The following is a 23,598-nucleotide window of genomic DNA, read 5'->3' on the forward strand; positions in this document are numbered from 1 at the left end:
GCCACGGCATCCCCCGCCCCTGCCCGCGGAACCCCGCACAGCGTTGATCCCCCGTTGCCCGCCCGGCGTGACGGGCGCGTGAAGGCGCGTAACGACGGCATCACAGCCCGGTTCTCCCTTGGGTACAGGGCGCGCACCGACCCCCTGCCCGCGCCCCCCAAAGTGATAGAAAGAGCGGTCTGAGAACAGTCTGAGAACCACCGGACGGGGCGCGAACCCAGCGCCGCCGGTGGGGCGCAACATCAGTGAAGAGGGGGACGCGCTGATGAGTCAGCCGCCGAGTCATCCGCCGCAGGGCGGTTTCGGAGCACCGCAGGACCAGCCGCCGACGGGCGGTGCCGACACTCCGCGGGACCCGCGGTCGCAGGGTGGCTTCGGCGCACCCCAGGGCGCAGCACAGGACGCACCGCAGGGGCCGCCGCCCGGTGCGCCGCAGGGCAATCCGCAGGACCCGCGTTCGCAGGGCACGCCCCCCGCGCCTCAGGGCACGCCCCCCGGCACGCCCCCCGCGCCTCAGGGCGCGCCGGCTCCTCCTGCGCAGCCGCCCCAGGCGCCCGCGCCCCCGTACGCTCCGCCCGCCGGGCCTCCGCAGCCCGGCTACGGATACCCCCAGCAGCCCGGCCCCTACGCCCAGCCCGGCCCTCATGCCCAGCCGGGCCCGTACGGCCAGCCGCAGCAGCCGGGCCCGTACGGCCAGCCGGGTCCCTACGGGTACGGGCAGCAGCCGGGGTACGGGTATCCGCCCCAGGCGGCGTACCCGGGCGCGCCCGGTACCCCGCCGCCCGGCGGTCCGGGCGGGGGCTCGAAGAACCCGTTCCGGGGCAGGCCCGCGCTCGTCGTCGCCGCCGCGGTGGCCGGACTGCTCGTCGTCGGCGGCACCGTATGGGCCGTCACCGGCGGTGGCGACGGCGGGAAGAAGCCCGTCGCGCGGCAGAGCCCGAGCCACAGCCCGACCGCGTCCGTCTCGAACGCCCCGGTCAACCCCGGAGACGGCAGCGGCGACGGCGGCCAGGACAGCGAGAACCTCAACGCGGGCCGCAAGGCGGGCGAGGCGAGGGTGCTCTGGTACAAGTCGGCACCCGACGCCCCCGGCGCGGGCGCCGACGCCGCCGGGATGTGGATCACCGGCAGGACGGCGGTGAAGACGGCCTACAAGCAGGTCTTCGCGTTCAACGTCGGGGACGGCAGGCCCACATGGGCCGCGCTGACGTTCCCGCAGAAGATCTGCGCGGTCACCCCGCAGAAGACGGCCGACGACAAGGTCGTCATCGCCTACATGAGCAGCGCCGCCAGCAGCGCCAAGTGCAACCAGCTCCAGCAGATCGACCTGAACACCGGCGCCAAGGGCTGGAGCGGGACGGTGGCGGACGGCTCCCTGTTTGACAGTGCGATATCAGTCGAAATGTCCATCAGTGGCCACACGTTGACGGTCGGCCGGTCGATGTCGGGAACGGGGTACGACGTCTCCAGCGGCAAGAAGCTGTGGGACAAGGAGAAGTACGGCGCCGGCTGCTACCCGGCGGGATTCGCGGGCGGCTCGAAGCTGCTGGCCGTCTCGTCCTGCGGGGCCGGCAGCGACACCGAGCACGACGAGGTGCAGGAACTGGACCCGGCCACCGGCAAGCCCAGGTGGACGACGAAGATCCCCAAGGGCTGGCGGGTCGAACGCGCCTACTCCGTGGACCCGGTGGTGCTCTACCTGACCAACGAGGCGAAGAAGACGGTGAACATCACCGTGCTGAAGGACAACGGCGGCCTGCGCTCGCAGCTCAAGAGCGACGACGGCTTCGCGCCCGAGTGCGGCTTCGCGATCCTCAACCGCGACCTCACCGGCTGCTTCGGCGCTGTCGCCGACGCCGACACCCTCTACCTGCCGACCGAGGCGAAGAGCGGCCCCAACGAGGTCGTCGCGTTCAGCCTGGCCACCGGCAAGGAGAAGTGGCGCGTCAAGTCCCCCGCGGACGCGGCGATGATGCCGATGAAGACGGACGGCAGCCACCTCATCGCCTACGTCGAGGCGTCGTACGACGGTGGCGGCCGCATCGTCTCGGTTCCGACGGCCGGCACCCGTCACCCCCTCACCACGCTGCTCCAGAACCCGCAGGGCACCGCGAACATCGAGACCGGCTTCTACTCGAAGGCGGTCGACTACGTGGACGGACGCTTCTACATCTCCACCACCCGGCTGACGGGCAATGACCAGGCGAAGGAGAAGCTGATGCTGGCCTACGGCAAGTGACCGACGCCCACCACCCGTTCCGTCGTTCTCCGCACGCGTACAGGCCCGCCGTCCCTTCGCATTCCGAGGTATTCACGTCATGACCCAGCCGCCCCCGCCACCGCCGAACGAGCCCCCGCAGGGCTTCGGCGCCCCGCAGGACCCTTCCCCGAGCTCTCCGCCGAGTTCGAGCGGGGGAGACCCCGACCCCGGCGGTTTCGGCGCCCCCAAGGATCCGCCGCCCGGCGGTTTCGGCGCCCCGCAGGACCCTCCCGCGGGCGGTTTCGGCGCGCCCGCACCCCCGCCGCCCGCGCCGCCCGCCCCGGGCCCCGGCTACGGCTATCCGCAGACGGCTCCGCCCGCCGCCCCGCCGCAGCAGCCGTACGGCTACCCGCAGACGCCGCCCCCGGCCCAGCCGGGCTACGGCTACCCGGCCCAGCCCGGCTACGCCTACCCGGGTCAGCCGCAGCCCCCGTACGGCGCCCCGGGCCAGCCCCAGTCCCCGTACGGCTACCCGCAGCCCCCGACCATGCCGATGCAGCCGCAGGCTCCTCAAGGAGGCGGTGGCGGGCGGAAGTTCAACAGCCAGGTGGTCATCATCGTGGCGGCCGTGGTGGCCGTCGCGCTGATCGTCGGCGGCGGCGTCCTGTACTCCCAGCACTCCAAGGGCAAGGGCGACAAGCACAACTCCGCGGGATCCAGCGGCGGTACCGGCGGCAAGGGCGGTGACAGCAAGGGCGGCGGCACCACCCGTTCCAACGGCAAGGAGAAGGTGCCGGCCAACACCAGTTCCACGCCGCTGTTCCAGATCCCCGCGCCGGCGGTGGCCAAGGACATCACGAGCGTGACCACGGTCGGCTCCTGGCTGACCGACAAGGTGTACGCCAAGACCGGCATCGCCGAGATCAACGGCTACGACCCGGATTCCGGCGCCAAGACCTGGACGATCAAGCTCCCCGGCCCGGTGTGCCAGGCCAGCCGGCACACCACGGACGCCGACCGCACGGCGGTCATCTACGAGCCGGCCATGCCCACCAAGGCGCACCCCTCGCACGGGTGCAGCCAGCTCGCCGCCATCGATCTCGACGCCGGTGCGAAGCTCTGGACCCGGACGATCAAGTCCGCCGACCAGCCGATCAACCTCGACAACGTGACGGTCAGCGGGAACACGGTCGCCGCGGGCAGCACCAGCGGGGGCGGCGCGTTCGACATCTCCACCGGAAAGCCGCTGTGGGCGCCTAAGGCGGCCGACACCTGCTACGACGCCGGCTACGGCGGCGGCGCCAAGCTGGTCGCGGTCCGCAAGTGCGGTGAGTACGGCAGTACCCGCCAGCTCCACATCCAGACCATCGACCCGAAGTCCGGGAAGGTGATCTCCGAGTACAAGATGTCGCCCGGCATCGAGTACGCCAGCGTCGTCTCCACCGACCCGCTGGTGGTGGCCGCCGACGTCGGCGACACCGCCGGTGACGGCAGCGGTATCTCGGACTTCTTCTCCGTCGACAACAAGACCGGCACGCTGCGGTCGAAGATCTCGGCGCCCGGCAAGACCTACGCGGCCCGCTGCGACGGCATCACGAGGATCGAGTACTGCTCCGGGATCGCCGTCGGCAACGACAGGCTGTACATCCCGACGGAGGAGCACGACGGCACCGGCGACTACAGCCGGACCAACGAGATCGTGGCCTTCGACCTGGCCACCGGGAAGCAGACCGGCCAGCGCGGGGACGCGGGTGACGGCTACACCATCACCCCGCTGCGCATGGACGGAACCAACCTCCTCGCGTACAAGCGGCCGCCGTACGACAAGGGCGGCCAGATCGTGACGATCGACGGGACCTCCTTCAAGGAGACCGTGCTCATGGAGAACCCGGCGACCCAGTCGACGCGTGACGCGGAGGCGAGCATGCTCCCGGAGTACGCGGAGATCCTCTACGGCGACGGCCGGCTGTACATGTCCCAGGTCTACGCGGACAAACCGACCTCCGCGAACGACAAGGCGTACCTGGCGATCGCCTTCGGAACGAAGTAACCAGGTACGGCGATCATCTTCGTAAGAATGCGGTGATCGTTCTCCGAATGAATTCGCCGGGCGGCAAACATCGGGTGCGGCCCCGTCCCTGCTCAGGGGCGGGGCCGCACGCGTACCCCTCATCACTCCCTATTGGGAGAGATTTCGATATTCCGGGGCACTTCTCTCCAGTAGGGGAAGCGCAACGTCGAACAAGCGTGTAGCTTCCGGGGGATGGAGAGCCGGGGGGCTCCTAATCCACGGGGAACCAGTGGGGATGCTTGGGGGGACTGGGGGGTTGCCTGATGGGAGTGCGGCTCATGGTGGTCGACGACCACCGACTGCTCGCCGAGGCGTTGGCCTCGGCATTGAAGCTGCGCGGGCACCGGGTGCTCGCCGCGGCAGCGCCCGCCGCGGGGGCGGCGGAGCTGGTGATCACACGCGCACCCGAGGTGTGCCTGATCGGTACGGCGACACCCGCCGAGCCGGGGATCTTCGACCCGGTGGTGCGGATCAAACGGGAGCGTCCCCAGGTGGCGGTCCTGGTGCTCGGCCCGGTACCGAACCCGCGCGGGATCGCCGCCGCGTTCGCCGCCGGCGCCTCCGGTTACGTACGCCATGACGAACGCATAGAGGGTGTCGAGCGCGCGATCATGAAGGCGAGGGCGGGCGAGGCGGCCGTGGCCCCGCAACTGCTCCAGGGTGCCTTCAGCGAACTGCTCAACCCCGCCGCCCAGCCCGACGACGAGGGCCAGCGGCTGCTCCAGATGCTGACACCCCGCGAGGTGGAGGTCCTGGTGCGGGTCGCCGACGGCGAGGACACCCGGCTCATCGCGGCCGGCATGGGCATCGCGCCGTCCACGGCCCGCACCCATGTCCAGCGGGTCCTGATGAAACTGGGCGTGGGCTCCCGCCTCGAAGCGGCGGCACTCGCGGCCCGCACGGGCCTCCTGGACCGGGCGGGCCCGCTCCCGGCACCACAGGGGGGACTGGACAACTCCCTCTGAGGCGTACGGGGTTCGCGGGGCTGCGGGCCCAGGGGGCTGGGGCCACGGGGGCTGCGGGCCCACGAGTCTCCGGCTCCACGGGCACGGGGAGCTGCGGGCCCAGGGGTCTGTGGCTCTGCGGGCCACGGGGGATACGGCTCCGCGGGTCTGCGGGCCCACAGGTCTACGGGCCAGGGGCCCCGGGGGCTGCGGGCCCACGAGTCTTGGGCTCCACGGGCCACGGGCTCTGCGGGCCAGGGGGGCCACGGGGTCCGGGGCTACGAGGAGGGGGGCTTGCCCTCCTCGAAGCTCGCGAAGTACGCGGCGGCCATGTCCTCGTCCCCGTGGCCGAGGGCGCGGGCGCGGCCGAGGCGGTCGGCGGTGGCCTCGGCGATGTCCAGACGCACGCCGTACCGCTGCCCCGCCCGCACGATCAGGCGGGCGTCCTTCTCGGCGGTGGTGACGGCGAAGCTGGCCGGGGACAGCCGGTCCTCCAGGACGAGGGCGGCCTTCGCGTGCAGATAGCCCATGTCGAGCGGTCCGCCGGCGATGAGGTCGAAGAAGTCCTGCGGGTCCACGCCGAGGCCCTTGGCCAGGGCGAGGGCCTCGCCGGTCGCGGCGGTGGCGGCGAGGACCCAGCTGTTGGCGACGAGCTTGAGCCGGGTGGCGCTGCCCGCCGAGCCGTCCTCGCCGGTCCACACGGTACGGGCGCCGACGGCGTCGAAGACGGGCGCCACGGTGTCCCGGGCCGCGCTCGGACCTGCGGCGAGCACCGTCAGCTGTCCGGACTCGGCGGGCGCGCGCGTCCCGAGGACGGGCGCGTCGAAGAAGACGAGTCCGTGCGCGCGGGCGAACTCGGCGAGCTCGCCGAGTGCCTCGGTCCCGGTGGTCGTGGACTGGACCCAGACGGCCCCGGCGCGCAGCCCGGGTGCCGCCCGGCGCATGACGTCGAGGACGGCGGGGCCGTCGTAGAGCATGGTCAGGACGACATCGGCGCCCCGCACTGCCTCCTCCGGGGTGTCCGCGAGGTGCGCGCCGTCGGCGGCCAGCGGCTCGGCCTTGGCACGGCTGCGGTTCCAGACGCGGACACCGTGGCCGGCCCGGGCGAGGTTGCGGGCCATGCCGGCCCCCATGATTCCGGTGCCGAGGACGCTGACGTTCAGTTTGTCGGTCATGGGGTCAGCTTCCCCCTCCGGGTGGGGAGAGCCAGGCATCACATACGGACGTGTTGCTCGATGTCCTCCCGGAACTCGGTGAGCGCCTGGGCGGTGAGGGAGGGACGGGTGTCGGCGATCGCCGTGAGGTAGTCCTCGGTGTCGGCCGGTGCGCCCCGGCGGTCGGTGACTTCGCGTTCGAAGGCTGCCTGGGAGCCCTTGAGCGCGGCGAACTCGATGTCGGCGGGGGTGAACATCTCGCTGGCCGCCACCAGCCGGCGCAGCTCGACCCCGTCGGCGGCGGGGCCGAGGTAGCGCCGCCAGATCGCTTCCCTGGCGGCCGGATCGGGGGGACCGACCGGGATGACGTAGTCGAACCGGCCGGGGCGCAGGAACGCCGGATCGAGGGAGCGGACGGAGTTGGTGGCGCAGATCAGCAGGCGGTCGTCGTGATCGCGGAAGCCGGGGATCAGCTTGAGCAGTTCGTTGGTGACTCCGTGGCCCGGGTCGACGGCCGCGCCGGACCGTACGCCGGCGATCTCCTCGACTTCGTCGATGAACAGGAGAACGGTCTCCAGCCCGGCCAGATCGGTGAACGTCTCCCGCAGTGAGGTGGCCAGGCTTCCGTCTCCCGCGGCGAGCCGGGAGGGGAAGAGTTCCACGAACGGCCACTCCAGCCGGGAGGCGACGGCCCTGGCGAAGCTGGTCTTGCCGGTGCCCGGCGGCCCGAAGAGAATGACTGCCTTAGGCGGCCTCACCCCGTACCGGTCGGCCAGCGCGGGCTCGGCCAGCGGCAGTACGATCCGCCGCTCGATGGCTTGTTTCTCCCGTTCCATCCCGGCGAGAGAACTCCAGAGTCCCTGGGGCTGGACCCGCCCGCCGAGCTCCGCGAGGAGACCGGCGTCGCTCGCGCCGAGATGCTCGACCTTCTCGTAGAAGACGAGCCCCTCGCGGGTCCGGTAGCCGGAGTTCTCCAGGGCCGCGGTGCCGGTGGCCTCCGGGGCGAGCAGCGCGCCGATCCGGCGGATCCCCTGCTCGCGCAGCCGCCGCTCCAACTCGGCGATCAGGGCGCTCCCGATGCCACGGCTGCGCCAGTTCCCGGCGAGGGCTACCAGCGTGATCCAGGCCCGGTCGCCCTGGGCCTGCGCCACGGCCATGCCCACCAGGTCGTCGCCGACTACCGCGACCACCGCGGGGCCGCCGGTCCGGGCGGCGGCCATGACCTCGGACACGGGGAACACGGGAGGCGCGTCGTCCCTCTGCCGGTCCTGGTCCCAGATCTGGATGGCACGGTCGAGATCGTCGTCGCGGAAGTCCCGCAGTCGCCACGTCGGCATCATCGCCACCTCGCCGAGTACCCATTCTCCGCGCAGATCGGATCAGCGGCGACCGGGCGGCCCGGTCGCCACCGGAGGCGTGATCAGCCGTGACTCCGCCGCTCAGACCGCGGGTGCGCCGAGTCCGCCGGACTTTATGTGGCGAAGGAGTTGGGCGAGGGGGCCGGGGGCGGTCGAGAGGTGGGTCGCTGGGGCGTCGCTCTCGCGGAGGTGGATGGTGCGAGGGGTGGCGGCGAGTTCGACGCAGTTGTTGCCGTCGCCGCTTCCCGAGAAGGACGACTTCTGCCAGTTGTCGGGGGTGATCACGGCGGGCCTCACAGTTCCTTCGTCAGCTGGTGGATGAAGTCGCGCGAGCGTGTGGGTTCGAGGGATACAGCCTCCACCATATGGAAGAGCGTTCGAAAGGTGCCGAGTTGGGCCTCGGAGTCGATGAAGCCCGCACCCTGAGGTGCGTCGCGTACGGCTGTGTCCAGCTTGGGTACGGCACCGCCCACGTACATCATCGCGTTCGTGGCTCCAGCGAAGCCGTCGAGCTCGAACGGGATGACGCGCACGGTGATGTGGTCCGCTTCGGAGAATTCCAGAATGCGGGCGAGCTGGGTCCGAGCCTCTGCCCGTCGCCGACCCTGATGCGCAGGGCCGCCTCATGGATCACCACGTCGTACGGGGTGGGGGCGGGGTCCACGATGACCGCCTTGCGTTCCATTCGGTGGCGGACGCGCAACTCAAGCTCGCTGAAGGGTAGTTCGGGGACTCGGTACGAGAAGACGGCGCGTGCGTAGTCCTCCGTCTGGAAGAGGCCGGGGACGTGCAGGAACTCCACATCGAGCCGATATGCGGCATGGTGCTCCAGCTCGGCGAGGTCTAGGAAAGGCGTGGGCAGCAGGCCCCGGTACTGCTCCCACCAGCCTCGGGTCCGATCGGTGGCCATCGCCGCCAGTGCCTCGACCAACTCCTCGTCCGCGCAGGAGTAGTGAGCGGCGAGACTGCGTACCCGCTCTTCGCTCACCCCCGCGATGCCGGACTCCATCTGGCTCATCTGGGCGGAGTCGGACCCGACCAGTGCGGCAGCCTCGCGCGCCTTGAGTCCTGCGGCCTCACGCAGTTTCCGCAGTTCGATGCCCAGGCGCTCCTGGCGTGCGGTCGGCTGCCGTCTGCGCGGCATGGCTTCCTCCCTCGCCCCAACTGGCTTGGGGCAGTGACTCCTTCGAGGGGAAGATTACTGACCCTGCACGGCCTGATCCGTCTCGCGGACGTCGCCGAGCTGCCGGCGGCGGAGCTGGTCTCCAACGCCGTACGGCATACGAAGGGGCCCGCGGCCCTGCGGCTGCGCTGGCGGGCCGGGGTGCTGCGGATCGGCGCGTGGGACGCGAGCCCGGTGCCACCGCCGTACGACCCGGCGGCAGCCCCCCGACGCGGAGGCGGGCCGGGGTCTCGTCCTGGTGCGGGCCTGCGCCGACGACTGGGGCTGGCATCCACTGCGGCAGGGCGGCGACACCGGCAAGTACGTGTGGTGCGACCTCGCCGCGGCGTAGTCGTTGATCACGTCGGGGCGCCTGGTGGATTCCCGGGCGAAGGAGATTTGGAGGGACCTGATGGCTCCGGTGAACTACTTCTTCCGGAATCCGGTCGCTGATCAGCTGAGGGACGAAGGACGCGTCGAAGGGCGTATCGAGGATCGCATCGAGATGATCCTGAGGATCATGGAGTTGCGTGGCATCGAGGTGTCCGGCTCCGTCCGGCTTCGCGTACAGGCGTGCTCCGACCTGGAGCAGCTCAAGGCGTGGTCGGAGCGGGCCGTCCACGCGACCGACCCGGCCGACCTGTTCACCCCCGAGCGGCCCGAGTAGCCCGATAGCTACCAAGGGCCGGAGTCCCCACAGCGAACCCCGGCCCCGGGCAAGGGTGTTACTCCGCCGTCGGCGGAGGGTGTTCCTCGGCCGGTGGCTCCGTCACCGGCAACGGCCGCAGCCACAGCCACGCCAGGAAGAACAGGCCGAGGGCGAGCATGCCGAGGCCGGTCCAGAGGTTGATGTTGATGCCGCCCGCCTTGGCGAGGTCGGCGTCGGAGGCCGTGATGCCGGCGATGGTGACGATGACGCCGTAGATCACGAACAGGCCGCCGATGATGCGGCGGATGTCGAACAGGCGAGCCGCGGTCGCGGACTTCTTCTCAAGGTCCGAGACCTCGCGCTGCGCGTCGTCTTCCGAATAGTCGGACATGGTTTCTTGATTCTCCCTCGTCGGAACGGGTCGGGACTCGTCAGAACGAGATCGAGAACGGGATGTAGCAGGCGGCGGCCAGGATCATCGCGCCCCAGCCCAGCAAGGCGGGCCTGCGGTACCAGGCGTCGTCGCCGGGGGCCGGCGGCTCGGCCATGCCGGGGGACACCGTGCCGTAGACCAGGCCCTGCAATTCCTTCGCCGGCTTCGGGGCGGTGAAGAGCGAGACCCCCACCATCACCACGCCACCGGCCACGAAGGCGACGATCGCGGAGACGAAGTTGGCGCCCTGGTCGGAGGGGAAGCCGATGATGTCCTGCTTGTAGAGGACGAAGTAGTTCACCATCGCGGCCGTCGTGCCGGCCAGCAGGCCCCAGAAGCCCGACTTCACCGACGCCCGCTTCCAGAACATGCCGACGATGAAGACCGCGAACATCGGCACGTTGAAGAAGGAGAACAGCGTCTGGAGGTAGCTCATGATGTTGGAGAAGGACGAGGCCAGGAAGGCCGTGCCGATCGACGCCAGGACGCCGATCACCGTGATGAGACGCCCGAAGCGGACGTAGTAGGAGTCCTCGCGGTCCGTCACCACGTACTTCCCCCAGATGTCCGTGGTGAACACCGTGTTGAAGGACGAGACGTTGGCCGCCATGCCCGCCATGAAGGCGGCCAGCAGGCCGGTCACCGCGATGCCGAGGACACCGTTCGGCAGCAACTCCTGCATCAGGTACGGGATCGCGTCGTTGTACTGGAGATCCGAGCCGGCCGTGCCGATCTTCGGGACCAGGACGGCCGCCACCAGACCCGGGATCATCACCAGGAAGACGATGAAGATCTTCGGGTAGGCAGCGATGAGCGGGGTCCGCTGGGCCGCGGAGAGGTTCTTGGCCGACAGCGCCCGCTGCACCTCGGCGAAGTTCGTCGTCCAGTAGCCGAAGGACAGCACGAAGCCGAGACCGAGCACGATGGTCAGCCAGTTGGCGCCGAGCGGGTTGGCGCTGCCGATGCCCGTGCCGCCCCAGGCCGTCGTGAAGTCGGCGCCGTGGGTCTTGTCGAGGGAGTCCGTCAGACCTCCCCAGCCGCCCACCCGGTTCAGGCCGAGCACGGTGATCGGGATGAGCGCCGCGAGGATCACGAAGAACTGGAGCACCTCGTTGTAGATCGCGGAGGAGAGACCGCCGAGGGTGATGTACGCGAGGACGAAGAAGCCGGCGACCACGATCGCCACCCACTGCGGCCAGCCGAGCAGGGCCTCGACCACGATCGCGAGCGAGTAGAGGTTGACGCCGGCGATGAGGACGGCGGCGAAGGCGAACAGGATCGAACTCAGCAGGTGCGCCCATTTGTCGAAACGCAGCAGCAGGAACTCGGGCACCGAGCGGACCTTGGAGCCGTAGTAGAACGGCATCATCACCAGGCCCAGGAAGACCATCGCCGGGATGGCGCCGATCCAGTACCAGTGCACGGTGTAGACGCCGTACTGCGCGCTGTTGGCGGCCATGCCGAGGATCTCGGTGGCGCCCAGGTTGGCCGAGATGAAGGCCAGGCCGGTGATCCAGGCGGGCAGTGAGCGCCCGGACAGGAAGAAGTCGAGGCTCGTCCTCACCGAGCGGCGGGCCGCGAAGCCGATGCCCAGGACGACCACGAAGTAGATGCCGAGGATTGTGTAGTCGAGTGCGTTCGTGGGGAGTCGCAGCTCGGCGGCGAGCAGGGTGCCCGCTTGGGGCGGATGTGTGGGGGACTGCATCAGAACTCGCTTCGTCGCATGAACCTATCGGACCGGAATCTATGCCTCCGCATTCAATAAATGCACCCTCCCGATGGTGACCTTTGTTTGATTGTGACGTTGACTGTCGTGGTGGCTTGTGGTTTGTTGTGTTCGGTTATGTTTGAAGGTTTGATCGGGTGCTGATGGGGAGTCCGACTGTGAAGAAGACCTCGACCCGGCTCGCCGACGGTCGTGAGCTCATCTATTACGACGCGGTCGACGACCAGGTGCGCGACGCCGTGGACCGGCGCCCGCTCGACCCGACCGTCACCACCTCGGAGGTGCGCCGCGACCCGCTGCTCGGCGACTCGGTGGCGATCGCCTCGCACCGTCAGGGGCGCATCTACCACCCCCCGGCGAACGAGTGCCCGCTGTGCCCGTCCTCCGGCGACCGGCTGAGCGAGATCCCCGACTCCTCGTACGACGTCGTGGTGTTCGAGAACCGCTTCCCCTCGCTGGCCGGCGACTCCGGCCGCTGCGAGGTCGTCTGTTTCACCTCCGACCACGACGCGTCCTTCGCGGATCTGACGGAGGCGCAGGCCGGTCTCGTCCTGGAGGCGTGGACGGACCGCACCGCCGAACTGTCCCATCTGCCCTCCGTCCAACAGGTCTTCTGCTTCGAGAACCGCGGCGCCGAGATCGGCGTGACACTCGGTCACCCGCACGGGCAGATCTACGGCTACCCCTTCACCACCCCCCGTACCGCACTGATGCTGCGCTCGCTCGCCGCGCACAAGGAGGCGACCGGCGGGCAGAACCTGTTCGACGAGGTCGTCGCCCGCGAGCTGGCGGACGGCTCGCGCGTCGTCCTGACGGGCGAGCACTGGGTCGCCTTCGTCCCGTACGCCGCCCACTGGCCGTACGAGGTCCACCTCTACCCGCGCCGCCGTGTGCCGGACCTGCTCGGCCTCGACGAGGACGCGCGCACAGAGTTCCCCCAGGTCTATCTGGAACTCTTGAGGCGCTTCGACCGGATCTTCGACGGACCGGACGGTGGGAAGGAAGAGACGGAAGGGAAGGAAGGGGCGGGCGAGCCGCCGACGCCGTACATCGCGGCGTGGCACCAGGCTCCCTTCGGCCCGCTGGAGGAGTTCGAGGGCGTCAACCGCGACGACTTCGCTCTCCACCTCGAGCTTTTCACCATTCGCCGCACTTCCGGCAAGCTGAAGTTCCTCGCGGGTTCCGAGTCCGGCATGAACGTGTTCATCAACGACGTGCCGCCGGAATCCGCGGCTCAGCGACTGCGAGAGGTAGCGAGTACATGAGTGGGAAGTATCTGGTCACGGGTGGAGCGGGCTATGTGGGCAGCGTGGTCGCGCGCCACCTGATCGAGGCGGGCCACGAGGTCACCGTCCTCGACAACCTCTCGACGGGATTCCGCGAGGGCGTGCCCGCCGGTGCCGCGTTCATCGAGGGCGACATCCGCGACGCCGCCAAGTGGCTGGACCCCTCGTACGACGCCGTCCTGCACTTCGCCGCGTTCTCGCAGGTCGGCGAGTCCGTGGTGAAGCCCGAGAAGTACTGGGACAACAACGTCGGCGGCACCATGGCGCTGCTCTCCGCGATGCGCGAGGCGGGCGTGCGCAAGCTCGTCTTCTCCTCCACGGCCGCGACGTACGGCGAGCCCGAGACCACCCCGATCGTCGAGTCCGCGCCGACCCGGCCCACCAACCCCTACGGCGCCTCCAAGCTCGCCGTCGACCACATGATCACCGGCGAGGCCGCCGCGCACGGGCTCGGTGCCGTCTCCCTGCGGTACTTCAACGTGGCCGGCGCGTACGGCGAGAGCGGCGAGCGGCACGACCCCGAGTCGCACCTCATCCCGCTCGTCCTCCAGGTCGCGCAGGGCCGCCGCGACGCGATCTCCGTCTTCGGCGACGACTACCCGACGCCGGACGGCACGTGCGTGCGCGACTACATCCACGTCGCGGACCTCGCCGAGGCGCACCTGCTCGCGGTCGAGGCCGCCACCCCGGGCGAGCACCTGATCTGCAACCTCGGCAACGGCAACGGCTTCTCCGTCCGCGAGGTCATCGAGACCGTGCGCCAGGTGACCGGGCACCCGATCCCCGAGGTCGTGGCACCGCGCCGCGGCGGGGACCCGGCGGTCCTCGTCGCCTCGGCCGAGACCGCCCGGGAGCGGCTCGGCTGGAACCCGTCCCGCGCGGATCTCGCGGGCATCGTCGCGGACGCGTGGGAGTTCGCACAGAACGTAGCGAAGGGGTAGCAGTGGATCAGGTGGGGGTACGTGAGGGCTTCGAGGAGCTGTACGGTGCCGCGCCCGAGGGCGTCTGGGCGGCACCGGGCCGGGTCAACCTGATCGGCGAGTACACGGACTTCAACGAGGGGTTCGTGATGCCGCTCGCGCTGCCGCACACGGCGGTCGCTGCGGTGTCCCGCCGGTCCGACGGGGTGCTGCGGCTGCACTCGGCGGACATCGACGGACCGGTCGTCGAACTGCGCGTCGACGAGCTGGTGCCCCGCTCGGACACCGGCTGGGCCGCGTACCCGGCGGGTGTGGTGTGGGCGCTGCGCGAGGCGGGCCACGCCGTCGGCGGCGCGGACATCCATCTGGCCTCCACGGTCCCCACCGGCGCCGGACTGTCCTCCTCGGCGGCCCTGGAGGTCGTCACGGCCCTCGCCCTGGACGACCTGTACGGACTCGGGCTCAGCCGCCCCGAACTGGCCCTCCTCGCACAGCGCGCCGAGAACGACTTCGTCGGCGTGCCGTGCGGGGTCATGGACCAGACGGCGTCGGCCTGCTGCACCGAGGGTCACGCCCTGCACCTCGACTGCCGTGACCTGTCGATCCGCCAGGTCCCCTTCGACCTCGCCTCCCAGGGCCTCGAACTCCTCGTCGTCGACACCCGGGTGAAGCACGCGCTCGGGGACGGGGCGTACGCCGAGCGGCGCGCGGGCTGCGAGGAGGGGGCCAGGCAGCTCGGCGTCTCCCATCTGCGTGATGTCGCGTACGAGGAGCTCGACGCGGCCCTCGCCCGGCTCTCCGACGAACGCGTCCGCCGCTACGTCCGCCATGTCGTCTCCGACGACCACCGGGTGGACCGGGTCATCGCCCTGCTCGACGCGGGCGACGTCCGGGCCATCGGGCCGGTCCTGACGGACGGTCACGCCTCGCTCCGCGACGATCTGCGGATCTCCTGCCCCGAGTTGGACCTCGCGGTGTCGACGGCGAACGCCGCCGGTGCGCTGGGGGCCCGTATGACGGGCGGGGGCTTCGGCGGCTCCGCCGTCGTGCTGGTCGAGTCCACCGACGTGGACGGCGTCACCAAGGCGGTGACGGAAGCCTTCGCCGCGGCGGGCTTCACGGCACCCCGGGTGTTCCCGGCCGTTCCCTCGGCGGGGGCCCGGCGTATCGGCTGACCCCCGGGCTTGTTTCGCCCCCTCCGCCCCTTCCCGTCCCTGCTCGGGGGCTCCGCCCCCGGACCCCCGCTCCTCAAGCGCCGGAGGGGCTGGAACTCACGCCGGAGGGGCTGGAACTGGAGGGGCTGAATCCTCAGGGGCCGAGCGGTCGCTTCGTCAAGGTGTACTCCGTGATCCCCGGCGGGTAGTCGGGGATCACGCACACCACCTCGTACCCGTGCTTCCGGTAGAAGTCCGGGGCCTGGAAGTCCCACGTCTCCAGCCGGGCGGCGGTGCAACCGCGCCCGGTGGCGGCCCGTTCGGCCTCGGCGAGGAGCCGGGTGCCGAGGCCCGCGCCGCGGTGGCGGGCGTCGACCCACAGGTACGTGATGTGGAGCCAGGCCGTCCAGGTGTGGCCGGCCAGACCGCCGGCCAGGGCGCCGTCCTCGTCCAGGGCCCAGATGTGGAGCGGGAGTTCACGCTCACCCGGGGTCCCGCGCAGCGCGCGCAGCACCGGGGACGCCGCCGTGTTCGTGTCCAGCAGTCGTCTGCGGAGCAGATCCCGACGGTCTTTGTCGTCTCCTGTCTCGATACGAAACATACGGCTCACCATAAACGTGCTGGCCAACCAGTTCTGCGAATTACCTTCCGCTCCCGGCCCCCGGCCGTACCCTGATGAACAGTGCCGGTGGGGGCCGGTGCTGATCAGGGGGCGAGACAGTCGGGTACGACGCCCGAAGTGGGGGTAGCACTTCCAGCACGGCGGCGGCCGTGCGGCGGCGGCACCTCGGATTCCGGGTCGCAATCGGGCTCGGGATCACTTCGGGCGCCGTACCCGTACGGACCGTCCCCCGACAGTGGGGGTTTCTGTGGTTCGCATCCGAGTACTGGTCGTCGACGACCATCGCATCTTCGCCGAGTCGCTCGCCGCCGCTCTCGCGGCCGAGCCCGACGTCGACGTGTCCGCCGCGGGCAGCGGTCCCGCCGCGCTGCGCTGCCTGGAGCGCGCGGCGGCCGAGGGCCGCCGTTTCGACGTGCTGCTCGTCGACGCGGACCTGGGCGGCAATCTGCCCGGCATGCGTCCGGCGGTGCCCGTCCAGGAGAGCAACGAGGACGGTCTGGTGGACGGCATCTCGCTCGTCGCCGGGGTGCGCTCCGGCCAGCCGGGCGTACGGATCGTCGTCCTGGCCGAGAAGGACGATCCGCGCCGGGCCGCGCTCGCCCTGCAGGCCGGCGCCTCGGGCTGGGTCGCCAAGGACTGCTCGCTGTCGCGACTGCTCACCGTCATACGGGGTGTGCTGCGCGACGAGACCCATCTGCCGCCCGCCCTGCTCACCGGGGTGCTCCGGGAACTCACGGCCGCGCGCAAGCACCGGACCGAGAGCGAGCGGCTCGTCGAGTCGCTGACGCCCCGGGAGCGCGAGGTGCTGCGGTGCATGGTCGCGGGGCTCGGGCGCAAGGCGGTGGCGGAGCGGCTCTTCCTCTCCCCCCACACCGTCCGCACCCATATGCAGAACGTTCTCGGGAAGCTCGGTGTGCACTCCACCCTCGCCGCCGTGGCACTGGCCAGGCGCGCCGGGGTCGGACCCGTCGACCTATCCGGGGATGTTGTCGAACGGGGCGGTCAACTGGCGTAGCAGCCCGGCCAGTTCACCGCGCTGTGCCCGGCTCAGCTCGGCGAGGATCGCCCGCTCCTGGTCGAGCAGACCAGCCAGCGCCTGGTCGGCGCGGTCGCAGCCCTCGTCCGTGAGGCGGACGAGCACGCCCCTGCGGTCGCTCGGGTCCGGGAGGCGTTCCACCAGACCCTTCTTCGTCAGACGGTCGATGCGGTTCGTCATCGTGCCCGAGGTGACGAGCGTCTGGGTCAGGAGTTGTCCGGGGGAGAGCTGGTACGGGGATCCCGCGCGCCGCAGCGCCGTCAGGACGTCGAACTCCCAGGGCTCCAGGCTGTGCTCGGCGAACGCCAGCCGGCGCGCGCGGTCCAGATGCCGGGCCAGCCTGCTCACCCGGCTGAGCACCTCGAGCGGTTCCACGTCGAGGTCCGGGCGCTCCCGGCGCCACGCAGCGACCAGCCGATCGACCTCGTCCTCCATGACGATCAGTGTAGTGGTTGTGTCGACATGAAGTCTCTTGATATGGAGTCTCTCGTTGTAGAGTTTCTTGATGTAGAGCATCTTGATGTGAAGTCTCTTGACGTCGAGATGTAATCCCTGTGAGGCTGGAGACCTGAACGGTCCGGCCACCGCCGCCCCTTCCCGCGGTCCGCGACCTCTCCGCCGACGTTCGAGGAGGCCCCCATGGCTGCCACCACTCCCACCTGGGACCCCGGTCAGTATCTGCGCCACTCCCGGCACCGAGCCCGCCCCTTCGCCGACCTCCTCGCCCAGGTCGGAGAACTCCCCGGCGACCCGGCCCGCATCGCCGACCTCGGCTGCGGCCCCGGCAACGTCACCGCCCAGCTCGCCGGCCGCTGGCCCACCGCCCGCATCACCGGCTACGACAACTCCGCCGACATGCTCGCCCGGACCGAGGAGCACGCCGGTCCCACGGCCGGCGGCGGACGCCTCGACTTCGCCCACGCCGACCTCACCGACTGGGCCCCCACCGAGACGTACGACCTGATCACCTCGAACGCCGCGCTCCAGTGGGTGCCGGGACACCTGGAGTCCTTCCCCGGCTGGCTCGACGCGCTCGCGCCCGGCGGCACCCTCGCCTTCCAGATGCCCCGGAACACCGACGCCCCGCTGCACGTCCTGCTGCGCGAACTCGTCGCCTCCCCGCGCTGGAAGGGCCATCTCGGCGACACCCCGCGCCGCACGGACTCGGTCCACGACCCGCTCGTCTACCTGGACCGCCTGGAGAACCTCGGCTGCCGTACGGACGTCTGGGAGACGACGTACCTGCAACTGCTGACGGGCCCGGACCCGGTGCTCGACTGGGCGAAGGGCACCGCGCTGCGGCCCGTTCTGACCGCCCTCGCCGGCGATCCCGAGGCCCGGGACGCCTTCGTCGCCGCCTACCGGGACCTGCTGCGAGACGCCTACCCGGCGCGGCCGTACGGCACGGTCCTGCCGTTCCGCCGGCTGTTCGCCGTGGCCCGGAAGGAGGCCTGATGCTCGCCGCCCTCGACCATGTCCAGCTCGCCGCCCCGCCGGGCTCCGAGGACCGCCTGCGCGCGTACTACGTCGGCGCCCTCGGCATGACTGAGATCCCCAAGCCGCCCGTCCTCGCCGCGCGCGGGGGCTGCTGGTTCCGGGCGGGGACCGTCCACCTGCACCTCGGGATCGAGGACTCCTTCCGTCCCGCGAAGAAGGCCCACCCCGGACTGCGCGTCACCGGCATCGAGGCCTGCGCCGCACGGATCGCGGCCGCCGGCGCGCCCGTCACCTGGGACGAGGAGCTGCCCGGCCACCGGCGCTTCTTCTCCGAGGACCCGGTCGGCAACCGCCTCGAATTCCTGGAGCCGCTGGTCCGCGCATGATGAAGGCCCCCGGGGAGCTCAGCTCCCCGGGGGCCTTCCGTTCCCCTCGCGCGGGCCGCCCGGAACAGGACCGGGAGAGTGCGCCCCGGCCCTCAGGCCTTGCGATGCCCTATCAACCGCGGCTTCGGCTCCAGACCGTCCAGACCGTGCCAGGCCAGATTCACCAGATGCGCGGCCACCTCCGCCTTGCGCGGCTTGCGGACGTCCAGCCACCACTGGCCCGTCAGCGCGACCATGCCCACCAGGGCCTGGGCGTACAGCGGTGCCAGCTTCGAGTCGAAGCCGCGGCTCTTGAACTCACGGCCCAGGATGTCCTCCACCTGGGTGGCGATGTCCGAGATCAGCGACGCGAACGACCCCGTCGACTGGGGGATGGGGGAGTCGCGGACCAGGATGCGGAAGCCGTCCGTGTACTCCTCGATGTAGTCCAGGAGGGCGAACGCGGCCTGCTCGCACAGCTCGCGCGGATGACCCGCCGTCAGCGAACTGGTCACCATGTCGAGCAGCCGGCGCATCTCGCGGTCCACCACCACCGCGTACAGACCCTCCTTGCCGCCGAAGTGCTCGTAGACCACCGGTTTGGAGACACCGGCCTTCGCCGCGATCTCCTCCACCGACGTGCCCTCGAAGCCCTTGGCCGCGAACAGGGTGCGGCCGATCTCCAGCAGCTGCTGACGGCGCTCGGCGCCGGTCATGCGGGTGCGGCGCGCACGCCGCGGCTTTTCACTGCTGCTCGGGGTGCTGCTGGAGTCGGTCGCCACGCCGTCAATCATGCCGCTTCAGCGGTTTCCGTCTTGCGTCGGGAGCTGTTCCCGTCGTCGCTGCGGCGGGAATCGATACGCGAGCGGGACGGCCAGCGCACGTCGTACGCCCAGCCGAGCTGCTCGCACCAGCGGATGATCCGGGCCGAGGAGTCGATCTGACCGCGGTCCACACCGTGCCGGGCCGACGTCGGGTCGGCGTGGTGCAGGTTGTGCCAGGACTCGCCGCACGAGAGCACCGCCAGCCACCACACGTTGCCCGAGCGGTCACGCGACTTGAACGGGCGCTTGCCGACCGCGTGGCAGATCGAGTTGATCGACCAGGTGACGTGGTGCAGCAGCGCCACCCGGACGAGGGAGCCCCAGAAGAATCCGGTGAACGCGCCCCACCACGACATCGTCGCCAGTCCGCCGATCAGCGGCGGCAGAGCGAGCGAGAGCAACGTCCAGACGATGAACTGACGCGAGATCGCCCGGATCACCGGGTCCTTGACCAGATCCGGCGCGTACTTCTCCTGAGAAGTCCGCTCCTCGTCGAACATCCATCCGATGTGGGCCCACCACAGGCCCTTCATCAGCGCCGGAACCGTCTCGCCGTAGCGCCACGGCGAGTGCGGGTCACCTTCCGCGTCGGAGAACTTGTGGTGCTTGCGGTGGTCGGCGACCCAGCGCACGAGCGGGCCCTCGACCGCCATGGACCCCGCGATCGCGATCGCGATCCGCAAGGGAGTCTTCGCCTTGAAGGAGCCGTGCGTGAAGTAGCGGTGGTAGCCGATCGTGACGCCGTGGCATCCCAGGTAGTAGAAGAAGACCATCAGGCCGAGATCCAGCCAGCTCACCCCCCAGCCCCAGACCAGCGGCACCGCCGCGAGCAGAGCCAGGAACGGGACGGTGATGAAGAGAAGAAGAGTGATCTGTTCGAGTGACCCCTTCTTCTCGCCGCCGAGGGTCGCGGCGGGGAGCGAAGTGTCGTCGTCGTCCGCCCGCGGGGCGTCGTCGATCACATCGGAACTCGTGGTCATGGGCGTCCCCTGTGGGGTTCGAGGGTGGGGGAGGGCGGGGAAGGGTGTCCGGGTGCGAACCCAGGGTGCCCCCGTCGTCCAACGGGAATACCTACGGGTCCGTAACCTACGGCGTCGTAAGTATGTCAGCGCGTAGCCCGGCGGCAAGAGCCCGTGAGCCTGCGCGTCCGAGGGGACACCTATCCTTGGTATCGGTCGGACAGCGCGGTCCGTTCTGATTTCTTCCCGGATGCCACCTCCCTGAGCGGCACCCGCCGCGCGCGGTCGCCACCCGGGTTCCCTCCCAGACGAGCTTCAGACGAGATTCACCACTCTTCGCACGAGCTTCAACACTGCAAGGAGCCGCACCTGTGAGCAGTGCCGACGACCAGACCACGACGACCAGCAGCGAACTGCGCGCCGACATCCGCCGCCTGGGCGATCTGCTCGGTGAGACCCTCGTCCGGCAGGAGGGCCCCGAGCTCCTGGAACTGGTCGAGAAGGTCCGCCGCCTGACCCGCGAGGACGGCGAGGCCGCCGCCGAGCTGCTGCGCGGCACCGAACTGGAGACCGCCGCCAAGCTGGTCCGCGCCTTCTCGACCTACTTCCACCTCGCCAACGTCACCGAGCAGGTGCACCGCGGACGCGAACTGCGCGCCAAGCGCGCCGCCGAGGGCGGCCTCCTCGCCCGAACGGCCGACCGCCTCAAGGACGCCGACCCCGAGCACCTGCGCCAGACGGTCAAGAACCTCAACGTGCGCCCGGTGTTCACCGCCCACCCCACGGAGGCGGCCCGGCGCTCGGTCCTCAACAAGCTGCGGCGCATCGCCGCGCTCCTGGAGACCCCGGTCATCGAGGCCGACCGCCGCCGCTACGACACCCGCCTCGCCGAGAACATCGACCTGGTGTGGCAGACCGACGAGCTCCGGGTCGTCCGCCCCGAGCCCGCCGACGAGGCACGCAACGCCATCTACTACCTGGACGAACTGCACGCCGGCGCGGTCGGCGACGTCCTGGAGGACCTCACCGCCGAACTGGAGCGCGTCGGCGTCGTCCTCCCGGACGAGACCCGGCCCCTCACCTTCGGCACCTGGATCGGCGGCGACCGCGACGGCAACCCGAACGTCACCCCCGACGTCACCTGGGACGTCCTGATCCTCCAGCACGAGCACGGCATCAACGACGCCCTGGAACTCATCGACGAGCTCCGGGGCTTCCTGTCGAACTCCATCCGCTACACGGGCGCGACGGAGGACCTGCTGGAATCCCTCCAGACCGACCTGGAGCGCCTGCCGGAGATCAGCCCCCGCTACAAGCGCCTCAACGCCGAGGAGCCCTACCGCCTCAAGGCCACCTGCGTCCGGCAGAAGCTGGAGAACACCAAGCTCCGCCTCGCCAAGGGCACGCCCCACCAGGACGGCCGCGACTACCTCGGCACCGCCGAACTGCTGCGCGACCTCAAGCTCATCCAGACCTCGCTGCGCGAGCACCGCGGCGGCCTGATCGCCGACGGCCGCATGAACCGCACCATCCGCACACTGGCCGCCTTCGGTCTCCAGCTCGCCACCATGGACGTACGCGAGCACGCGGACGCCCATCACCACGCCCTCGGCCAGCTCTTCGACCGCCTCGGCGAGGAGTCCTGGCGCTACGTGGACATGCCGCGCGACTACCGCGCCAAGCTCCTCGCCAAGGAACTGCGCTCCCGGCGCCCGCTCGCCCCGACCCCCGCGCCGCTCGACGCCGCCGGCCACAAGACCCTCGGCGTCTTCGAGACCGTCAAGAGAGCCCTGAAGATCTTCGGGCCCGAGGTCATCGAGTCGTACATCATCTCGATGTGCCAGGGCGCCGACGACGTCTTCGCCGCCGCCGTCCTCGCCCGCGAGGCCGGACTGCTCGACCTGCACGCCGGCTGGGCGAAGATCGGCATCGTGCCGCTCCTGGAGACCACCGACGAGCTCAAGGCCGCGGACACGATCCTGGAGGACATGCTCTCCGACCCCTCGTACCGCCGTCTGGTGGCGCTGCGCGGGGACGTCCAGGAGGTCATGCTCGGCTACTCCGACTCCTCCAAGTTCGGCGGCATCACCACCTCGCAGTGGGAGATCCACCGCGCCCAGCGCCGGCTGCGCGACGTCGCCCACCGCTACGGCGTCCGCCTGCGCCTCTTCCACGGCCGCGGCGGCACCGTCGGCCGCGGCGGCGGCCCCTCGCACGACGCGATCCTCGCGCAGCCCTGGGGCACCCTGGAGGGCGAGATCAAGGTCACCGAGCAGGGCGAGGTCATCTCCGACAAGTACCTGGTCCCCTCGCTGGCCCGCGAGAACCTGGAACTGACGGTCGCCGCCACCCTCCAGGCGTCCGCGCTGCACACCTCGCCCCGCCAGTCCGACGAGGCGCTGGCCCGCTGGGACGCGGCCATGGACCTCGTCTCCGACGCCGCCCACTCCGCCTACCGACGGCTCGTCGAGGACCCCGACCTGCCGACGTACTTCCTTGCCTCCACGCCGGTCGACCAGCTCGCCGACCTGCACCTGGGCTCGCGGCCCTCCCGCCGCCCCGGCTCGGGCGTCTCGCTCGACGGACTGCGCGCCATCCCGTGGGTCTTCGGCTGGACCCAGTCCCGGCAGATCGTGCCCGGCTGGTTCGGCGTCGGCTCAGGCCTCAAGGCACTGCGCGAAGCGGGCCTGGACACCGTGCTCGACGAGATGCACGAGCAGTGGCACTTCTTCCGGAACTTCCTCTCGAACGTCGAGATGACCCTCGCGAAGACCGATCTGCGGATCGCCCGCCACTACGTCGACAGCCTCGTCCCGGACCACCTCAAGCACGTCTTCGCCACCATCGAGGCAGAGCACGAGCTGACCGTCCGCGAGGTACTGCGCATCACCGGCGGGGAGAAGCTGCTCGACACCCACCCGGTGCTCCAGCAGACCTTCGCCATCCGCGACGCCTACCTGGACCCGATCTCCTACCTCCAGGTCGCCCTCCTCAAGCGCCAGCGCGACGGGGCCGCGGCCGGCCAGGCGGCGGACCCGCTGCTCTCGCGGGCCCTGCTGCTGACGGTCAACGGTGTGGCGGCGGGACTGCGCAACACCGGCTGAGCGGACCCTGAGCACACCGGAAGGCGCCCTCCGCGCTCGTACCCGTACGAGCGCGGAGGGCGCCTTCACGCGTCCACGCGAGCGCCCGCGGGGCTGCCCCAGCGAGGTGCCTCTAGTGCTGCGCCTACAGGACTGCGCCCACGGGACTGCGCCTACAGGACTGCGCCCACAGGACTGCGCCCACGGGACTGCGC

At 70.6% G+C, this 23,598-nt stretch carries 20 protein-coding genes and 2 pseudogenes; 12 read left to right on the forward strand and 10 right to left on the reverse strand.

The window, feature by feature from the left end:
- The first annotated feature begins 265 nt into the window (after positions 1 to 265).
- The 3 genes from ACIQRL_RS12220 to ACIQRL_RS12230 all read left to right on the forward strand — a co-directional run bounded on the left by ACIQRL_RS12220 (position 266) and on the right by ACIQRL_RS12230 (position 5,236).
- Entirely contained in the window at positions 266 to 2,239 is a 1,974-nt protein-coding gene (locus ACIQRL_RS12220; protein WP_401330491.1) for a PQQ-binding-like beta-propeller repeat protein, read from the forward strand.
- A gap of 79 nt (positions 2,240 to 2,318) precedes the next feature.
- A complete protein-coding gene (locus ACIQRL_RS12225; protein ID WP_401330493.1) occupies positions 2,319 to 4,250 on the forward strand; it encodes a PQQ-binding-like beta-propeller repeat protein in 1,932 nt (643 codons plus the stop codon).
- 284 nt (positions 4,251 to 4,534) lie between these two features.
- A complete protein-coding gene (locus tag ACIQRL_RS12230; protein ID WP_401330496.1) occupies positions 4,535 to 5,236 on the forward strand; it encodes a LuxR C-terminal-related transcriptional regulator in 702 nt (233 codons plus the stop codon).
- A 257-nt stretch (positions 5,237 to 5,493) separates the two neighbouring features.
- On the opposite strand, the gene ACIQRL_RS12235 is transcribed toward ACIQRL_RS12230, so the two are convergent.
- From ACIQRL_RS12235 to ACIQRL_RS12250, 4 genes and pseudogenes are all read right to left on the reverse strand, one after another.
- Positions 5,494 to 6,390 carry an NAD(P)-dependent oxidoreductase gene (locus ACIQRL_RS12235; protein ID WP_401330498.1) on the reverse strand — a complete coding sequence of 299 codons (897 nt, stop codon included), beginning with the start codon at positions 6,388 to 6,390 and terminating at the stop codon, positions 5,494 to 5,496.
- Between the two features lie 38 nt (positions 6,391 to 6,428).
- Positions 6,429 to 7,706, reverse strand: coding sequence for an ATP-binding protein (locus tag ACIQRL_RS12240; RefSeq protein ID WP_401330500.1), 1,278 nt, complete (start codon positions 7,704 to 7,706; stop codon positions 6,429 to 6,431).
- Between the two features lie 102 nt (positions 7,707 to 7,808).
- A complete protein-coding gene (locus tag ACIQRL_RS12245) occupies positions 7,809 to 8,012 on the reverse strand; it encodes a DUF397 domain-containing protein (protein ID WP_401330503.1) in 204 nt (67 codons plus the stop codon).
- A gap of 8 nt (positions 8,013 to 8,020) precedes the next feature.
- Positions 8,021 to 8,871: pseudogene (locus ACIQRL_RS12250) on the reverse strand (helix-turn-helix domain-containing protein).
- Here ACIQRL_RS12250 and ACIQRL_RS12255 point away from each other — a divergent pair.
- Positions 8,854 to 9,241, forward strand: a pseudogene (locus ACIQRL_RS12255) (ATP-binding protein). The pseudogenes ACIQRL_RS12250 and ACIQRL_RS12255 overlap by 18 nt on opposite strands.
- 60 nt (positions 9,242 to 9,301) lie before the next feature.
- The gene (locus tag ACIQRL_RS12260) at positions 9,302 to 9,556 is read left to right on the forward strand and encodes a hypothetical protein (RefSeq protein ID WP_401330505.1); all 255 of its coding nucleotides are present in this window, start codon (positions 9,302 to 9,304) and stop codon (positions 9,554 to 9,556) included.
- A gap of 58 nt (positions 9,557 to 9,614) precedes the next feature.
- On the opposite strand, the gene ACIQRL_RS12265 is transcribed toward ACIQRL_RS12260, so the two are convergent.
- Both ACIQRL_RS12265 and ACIQRL_RS12270 read right to left on the reverse strand, forming a co-directional pair.
- Positions 9,615 to 9,929: a hypothetical protein gene (locus ACIQRL_RS12265; protein ID WP_401330508.1), complete on the reverse strand. Its 315-nt coding sequence runs from the start codon at positions 9,927 to 9,929 to the stop codon at positions 9,615 to 9,617.
- A 40-nt stretch (positions 9,930 to 9,969) separates the two neighbouring features.
- Positions 9,970 to 11,676 carry a sodium:solute symporter family protein gene (locus tag ACIQRL_RS12270; protein WP_401330511.1) on the reverse strand — a complete coding sequence of 569 codons (1,707 nt, stop codon included), beginning with the start codon at positions 11,674 to 11,676 and terminating at the stop codon, positions 9,970 to 9,972.
- Positions 11,677 to 11,855: 179 nt separating this feature from the next.
- Here ACIQRL_RS12270 and galT point away from each other — a divergent pair, with 179 nt between their 5' ends.
- The 3 genes from galT to galK are packed head-to-tail and all read left to right on the forward strand — an operon-like array spanning position 11,856 to position 15,078.
- On the forward strand, positions 11,856 to 12,962 hold the full coding sequence (galT, locus tag ACIQRL_RS12275) for a galactose-1-phosphate uridylyltransferase (protein WP_401330513.1): 1,107 nt from the start codon (positions 11,856 to 11,858) through the stop codon (positions 12,960 to 12,962).
- Positions 12,959 to 13,924: a UDP-glucose 4-epimerase GalE gene (galE, locus tag ACIQRL_RS12280; RefSeq protein ID WP_401330516.1), complete on the forward strand. Its 966-nt coding sequence runs from the start codon at positions 12,959 to 12,961 to the stop codon at positions 13,922 to 13,924. The genes galT and galE overlap by 4 nt, the downstream gene beginning before the upstream one ends.
- 11 nt (positions 13,925 to 13,935) lie before the next feature.
- A complete protein-coding gene (gene galK, locus ACIQRL_RS12285) occupies positions 13,936 to 15,078 on the forward strand; it encodes a galactokinase (protein ID WP_401330832.1) in 1,143 nt (380 codons plus the stop codon).
- Positions 15,079 to 15,211: 133 nt separating this feature from the next.
- Here the strand turns inward: galK and ACIQRL_RS12290 are convergent, their stop codons facing one another.
- A complete protein-coding gene (locus ACIQRL_RS12290; protein WP_401330833.1) occupies positions 15,212 to 15,670 on the reverse strand; it encodes a GNAT family N-acetyltransferase in 459 nt (152 codons plus the stop codon).
- 256 nt (positions 15,671 to 15,926) lie between these two features.
- Between ACIQRL_RS12290 and ACIQRL_RS12295 the strand changes: the two genes are divergently transcribed.
- Positions 15,927 to 16,694, forward strand: a complete 768-nt coding sequence (locus ACIQRL_RS12295; protein WP_401330518.1) for a LuxR C-terminal-related transcriptional regulator — start codon at positions 15,927 to 15,929, stop codon at positions 16,692 to 16,694.
- Here the strand turns inward: ACIQRL_RS12295 and ACIQRL_RS12300 are convergent.
- Positions 16,653 to 17,150 carry a MarR family winged helix-turn-helix transcriptional regulator gene (locus ACIQRL_RS12300; protein WP_261703948.1) on the reverse strand — a complete coding sequence of 166 codons (498 nt, stop codon included), beginning with the start codon at positions 17,148 to 17,150 and terminating at the stop codon, positions 16,653 to 16,655. The two genes, ACIQRL_RS12295 and ACIQRL_RS12300, sit on opposite strands and share 42 nt — an antisense overlap.
- A 204-nt stretch (positions 17,151 to 17,354) precedes the next feature.
- Here ACIQRL_RS12300 and ACIQRL_RS12305 point away from each other — a divergent pair, with 204 nt between their 5' ends.
- Both ACIQRL_RS12305 and ACIQRL_RS12310 read left to right on the forward strand, forming a co-directional pair.
- Entirely contained in the window at positions 17,355 to 18,170 is an 816-nt protein-coding gene (locus tag ACIQRL_RS12305; protein ID WP_401330521.1) for a trans-aconitate 2-methyltransferase, read from the forward strand.
- Positions 18,170 to 18,538, forward strand: a complete 369-nt coding sequence (locus tag ACIQRL_RS12310) for a VOC family protein (RefSeq protein WP_401330524.1) — start codon at positions 18,170 to 18,172, stop codon at positions 18,536 to 18,538. Before ACIQRL_RS12305 ends, ACIQRL_RS12310 begins: the two co-directional genes overlap by 1 nt.
- A 92-nt stretch (positions 18,539 to 18,630) precedes the next feature.
- Here ACIQRL_RS12310 and ACIQRL_RS12315 read toward each other — a convergent pair whose 3' ends face one another.
- Together ACIQRL_RS12315 and ACIQRL_RS12320 are read right to left on the reverse strand one after the other, a co-directional pair.
- The gene (locus tag ACIQRL_RS12315) at positions 18,631 to 19,311 is read right to left on the reverse strand and encodes a TetR/AcrR family transcriptional regulator (protein ID WP_361683917.1); all 681 of its coding nucleotides are present in this window, start codon (positions 19,309 to 19,311) and stop codon (positions 18,631 to 18,633) included.
- Positions 19,308 to 20,321 (reverse strand): acyl-CoA desaturase, encoded by a 1,014-nt coding sequence (locus ACIQRL_RS12320; RefSeq protein ID WP_401330527.1) that lies wholly within the window; start codon positions 20,319 to 20,321, stop codon positions 19,308 to 19,310. The genes ACIQRL_RS12315 and ACIQRL_RS12320 overlap by 4 nt, the downstream gene beginning before the upstream one ends.
- A 350-nt stretch (positions 20,322 to 20,671) precedes the next feature.
- On the opposite strand from ACIQRL_RS12320, the gene ppc reads away from it, so the two are divergent.
- A complete protein-coding gene (ppc, locus tag ACIQRL_RS12325) occupies positions 20,672 to 23,404 on the forward strand; it encodes a phosphoenolpyruvate carboxylase (RefSeq protein WP_401330530.1) in 2,733 nt (910 codons plus the stop codon).
- The last annotated feature ends 194 nt before the right edge of the window (positions 23,405 to 23,598 follow it).

Origin of the sequence: Streptomyces sp. NPDC091209 (assembly GCF_044757755.1) — a bacterium.
Taxonomy (GTDB): domain Bacteria; phylum Actinomycetota; class Actinomycetes; order Streptomycetales; family Streptomycetaceae; genus Streptomyces.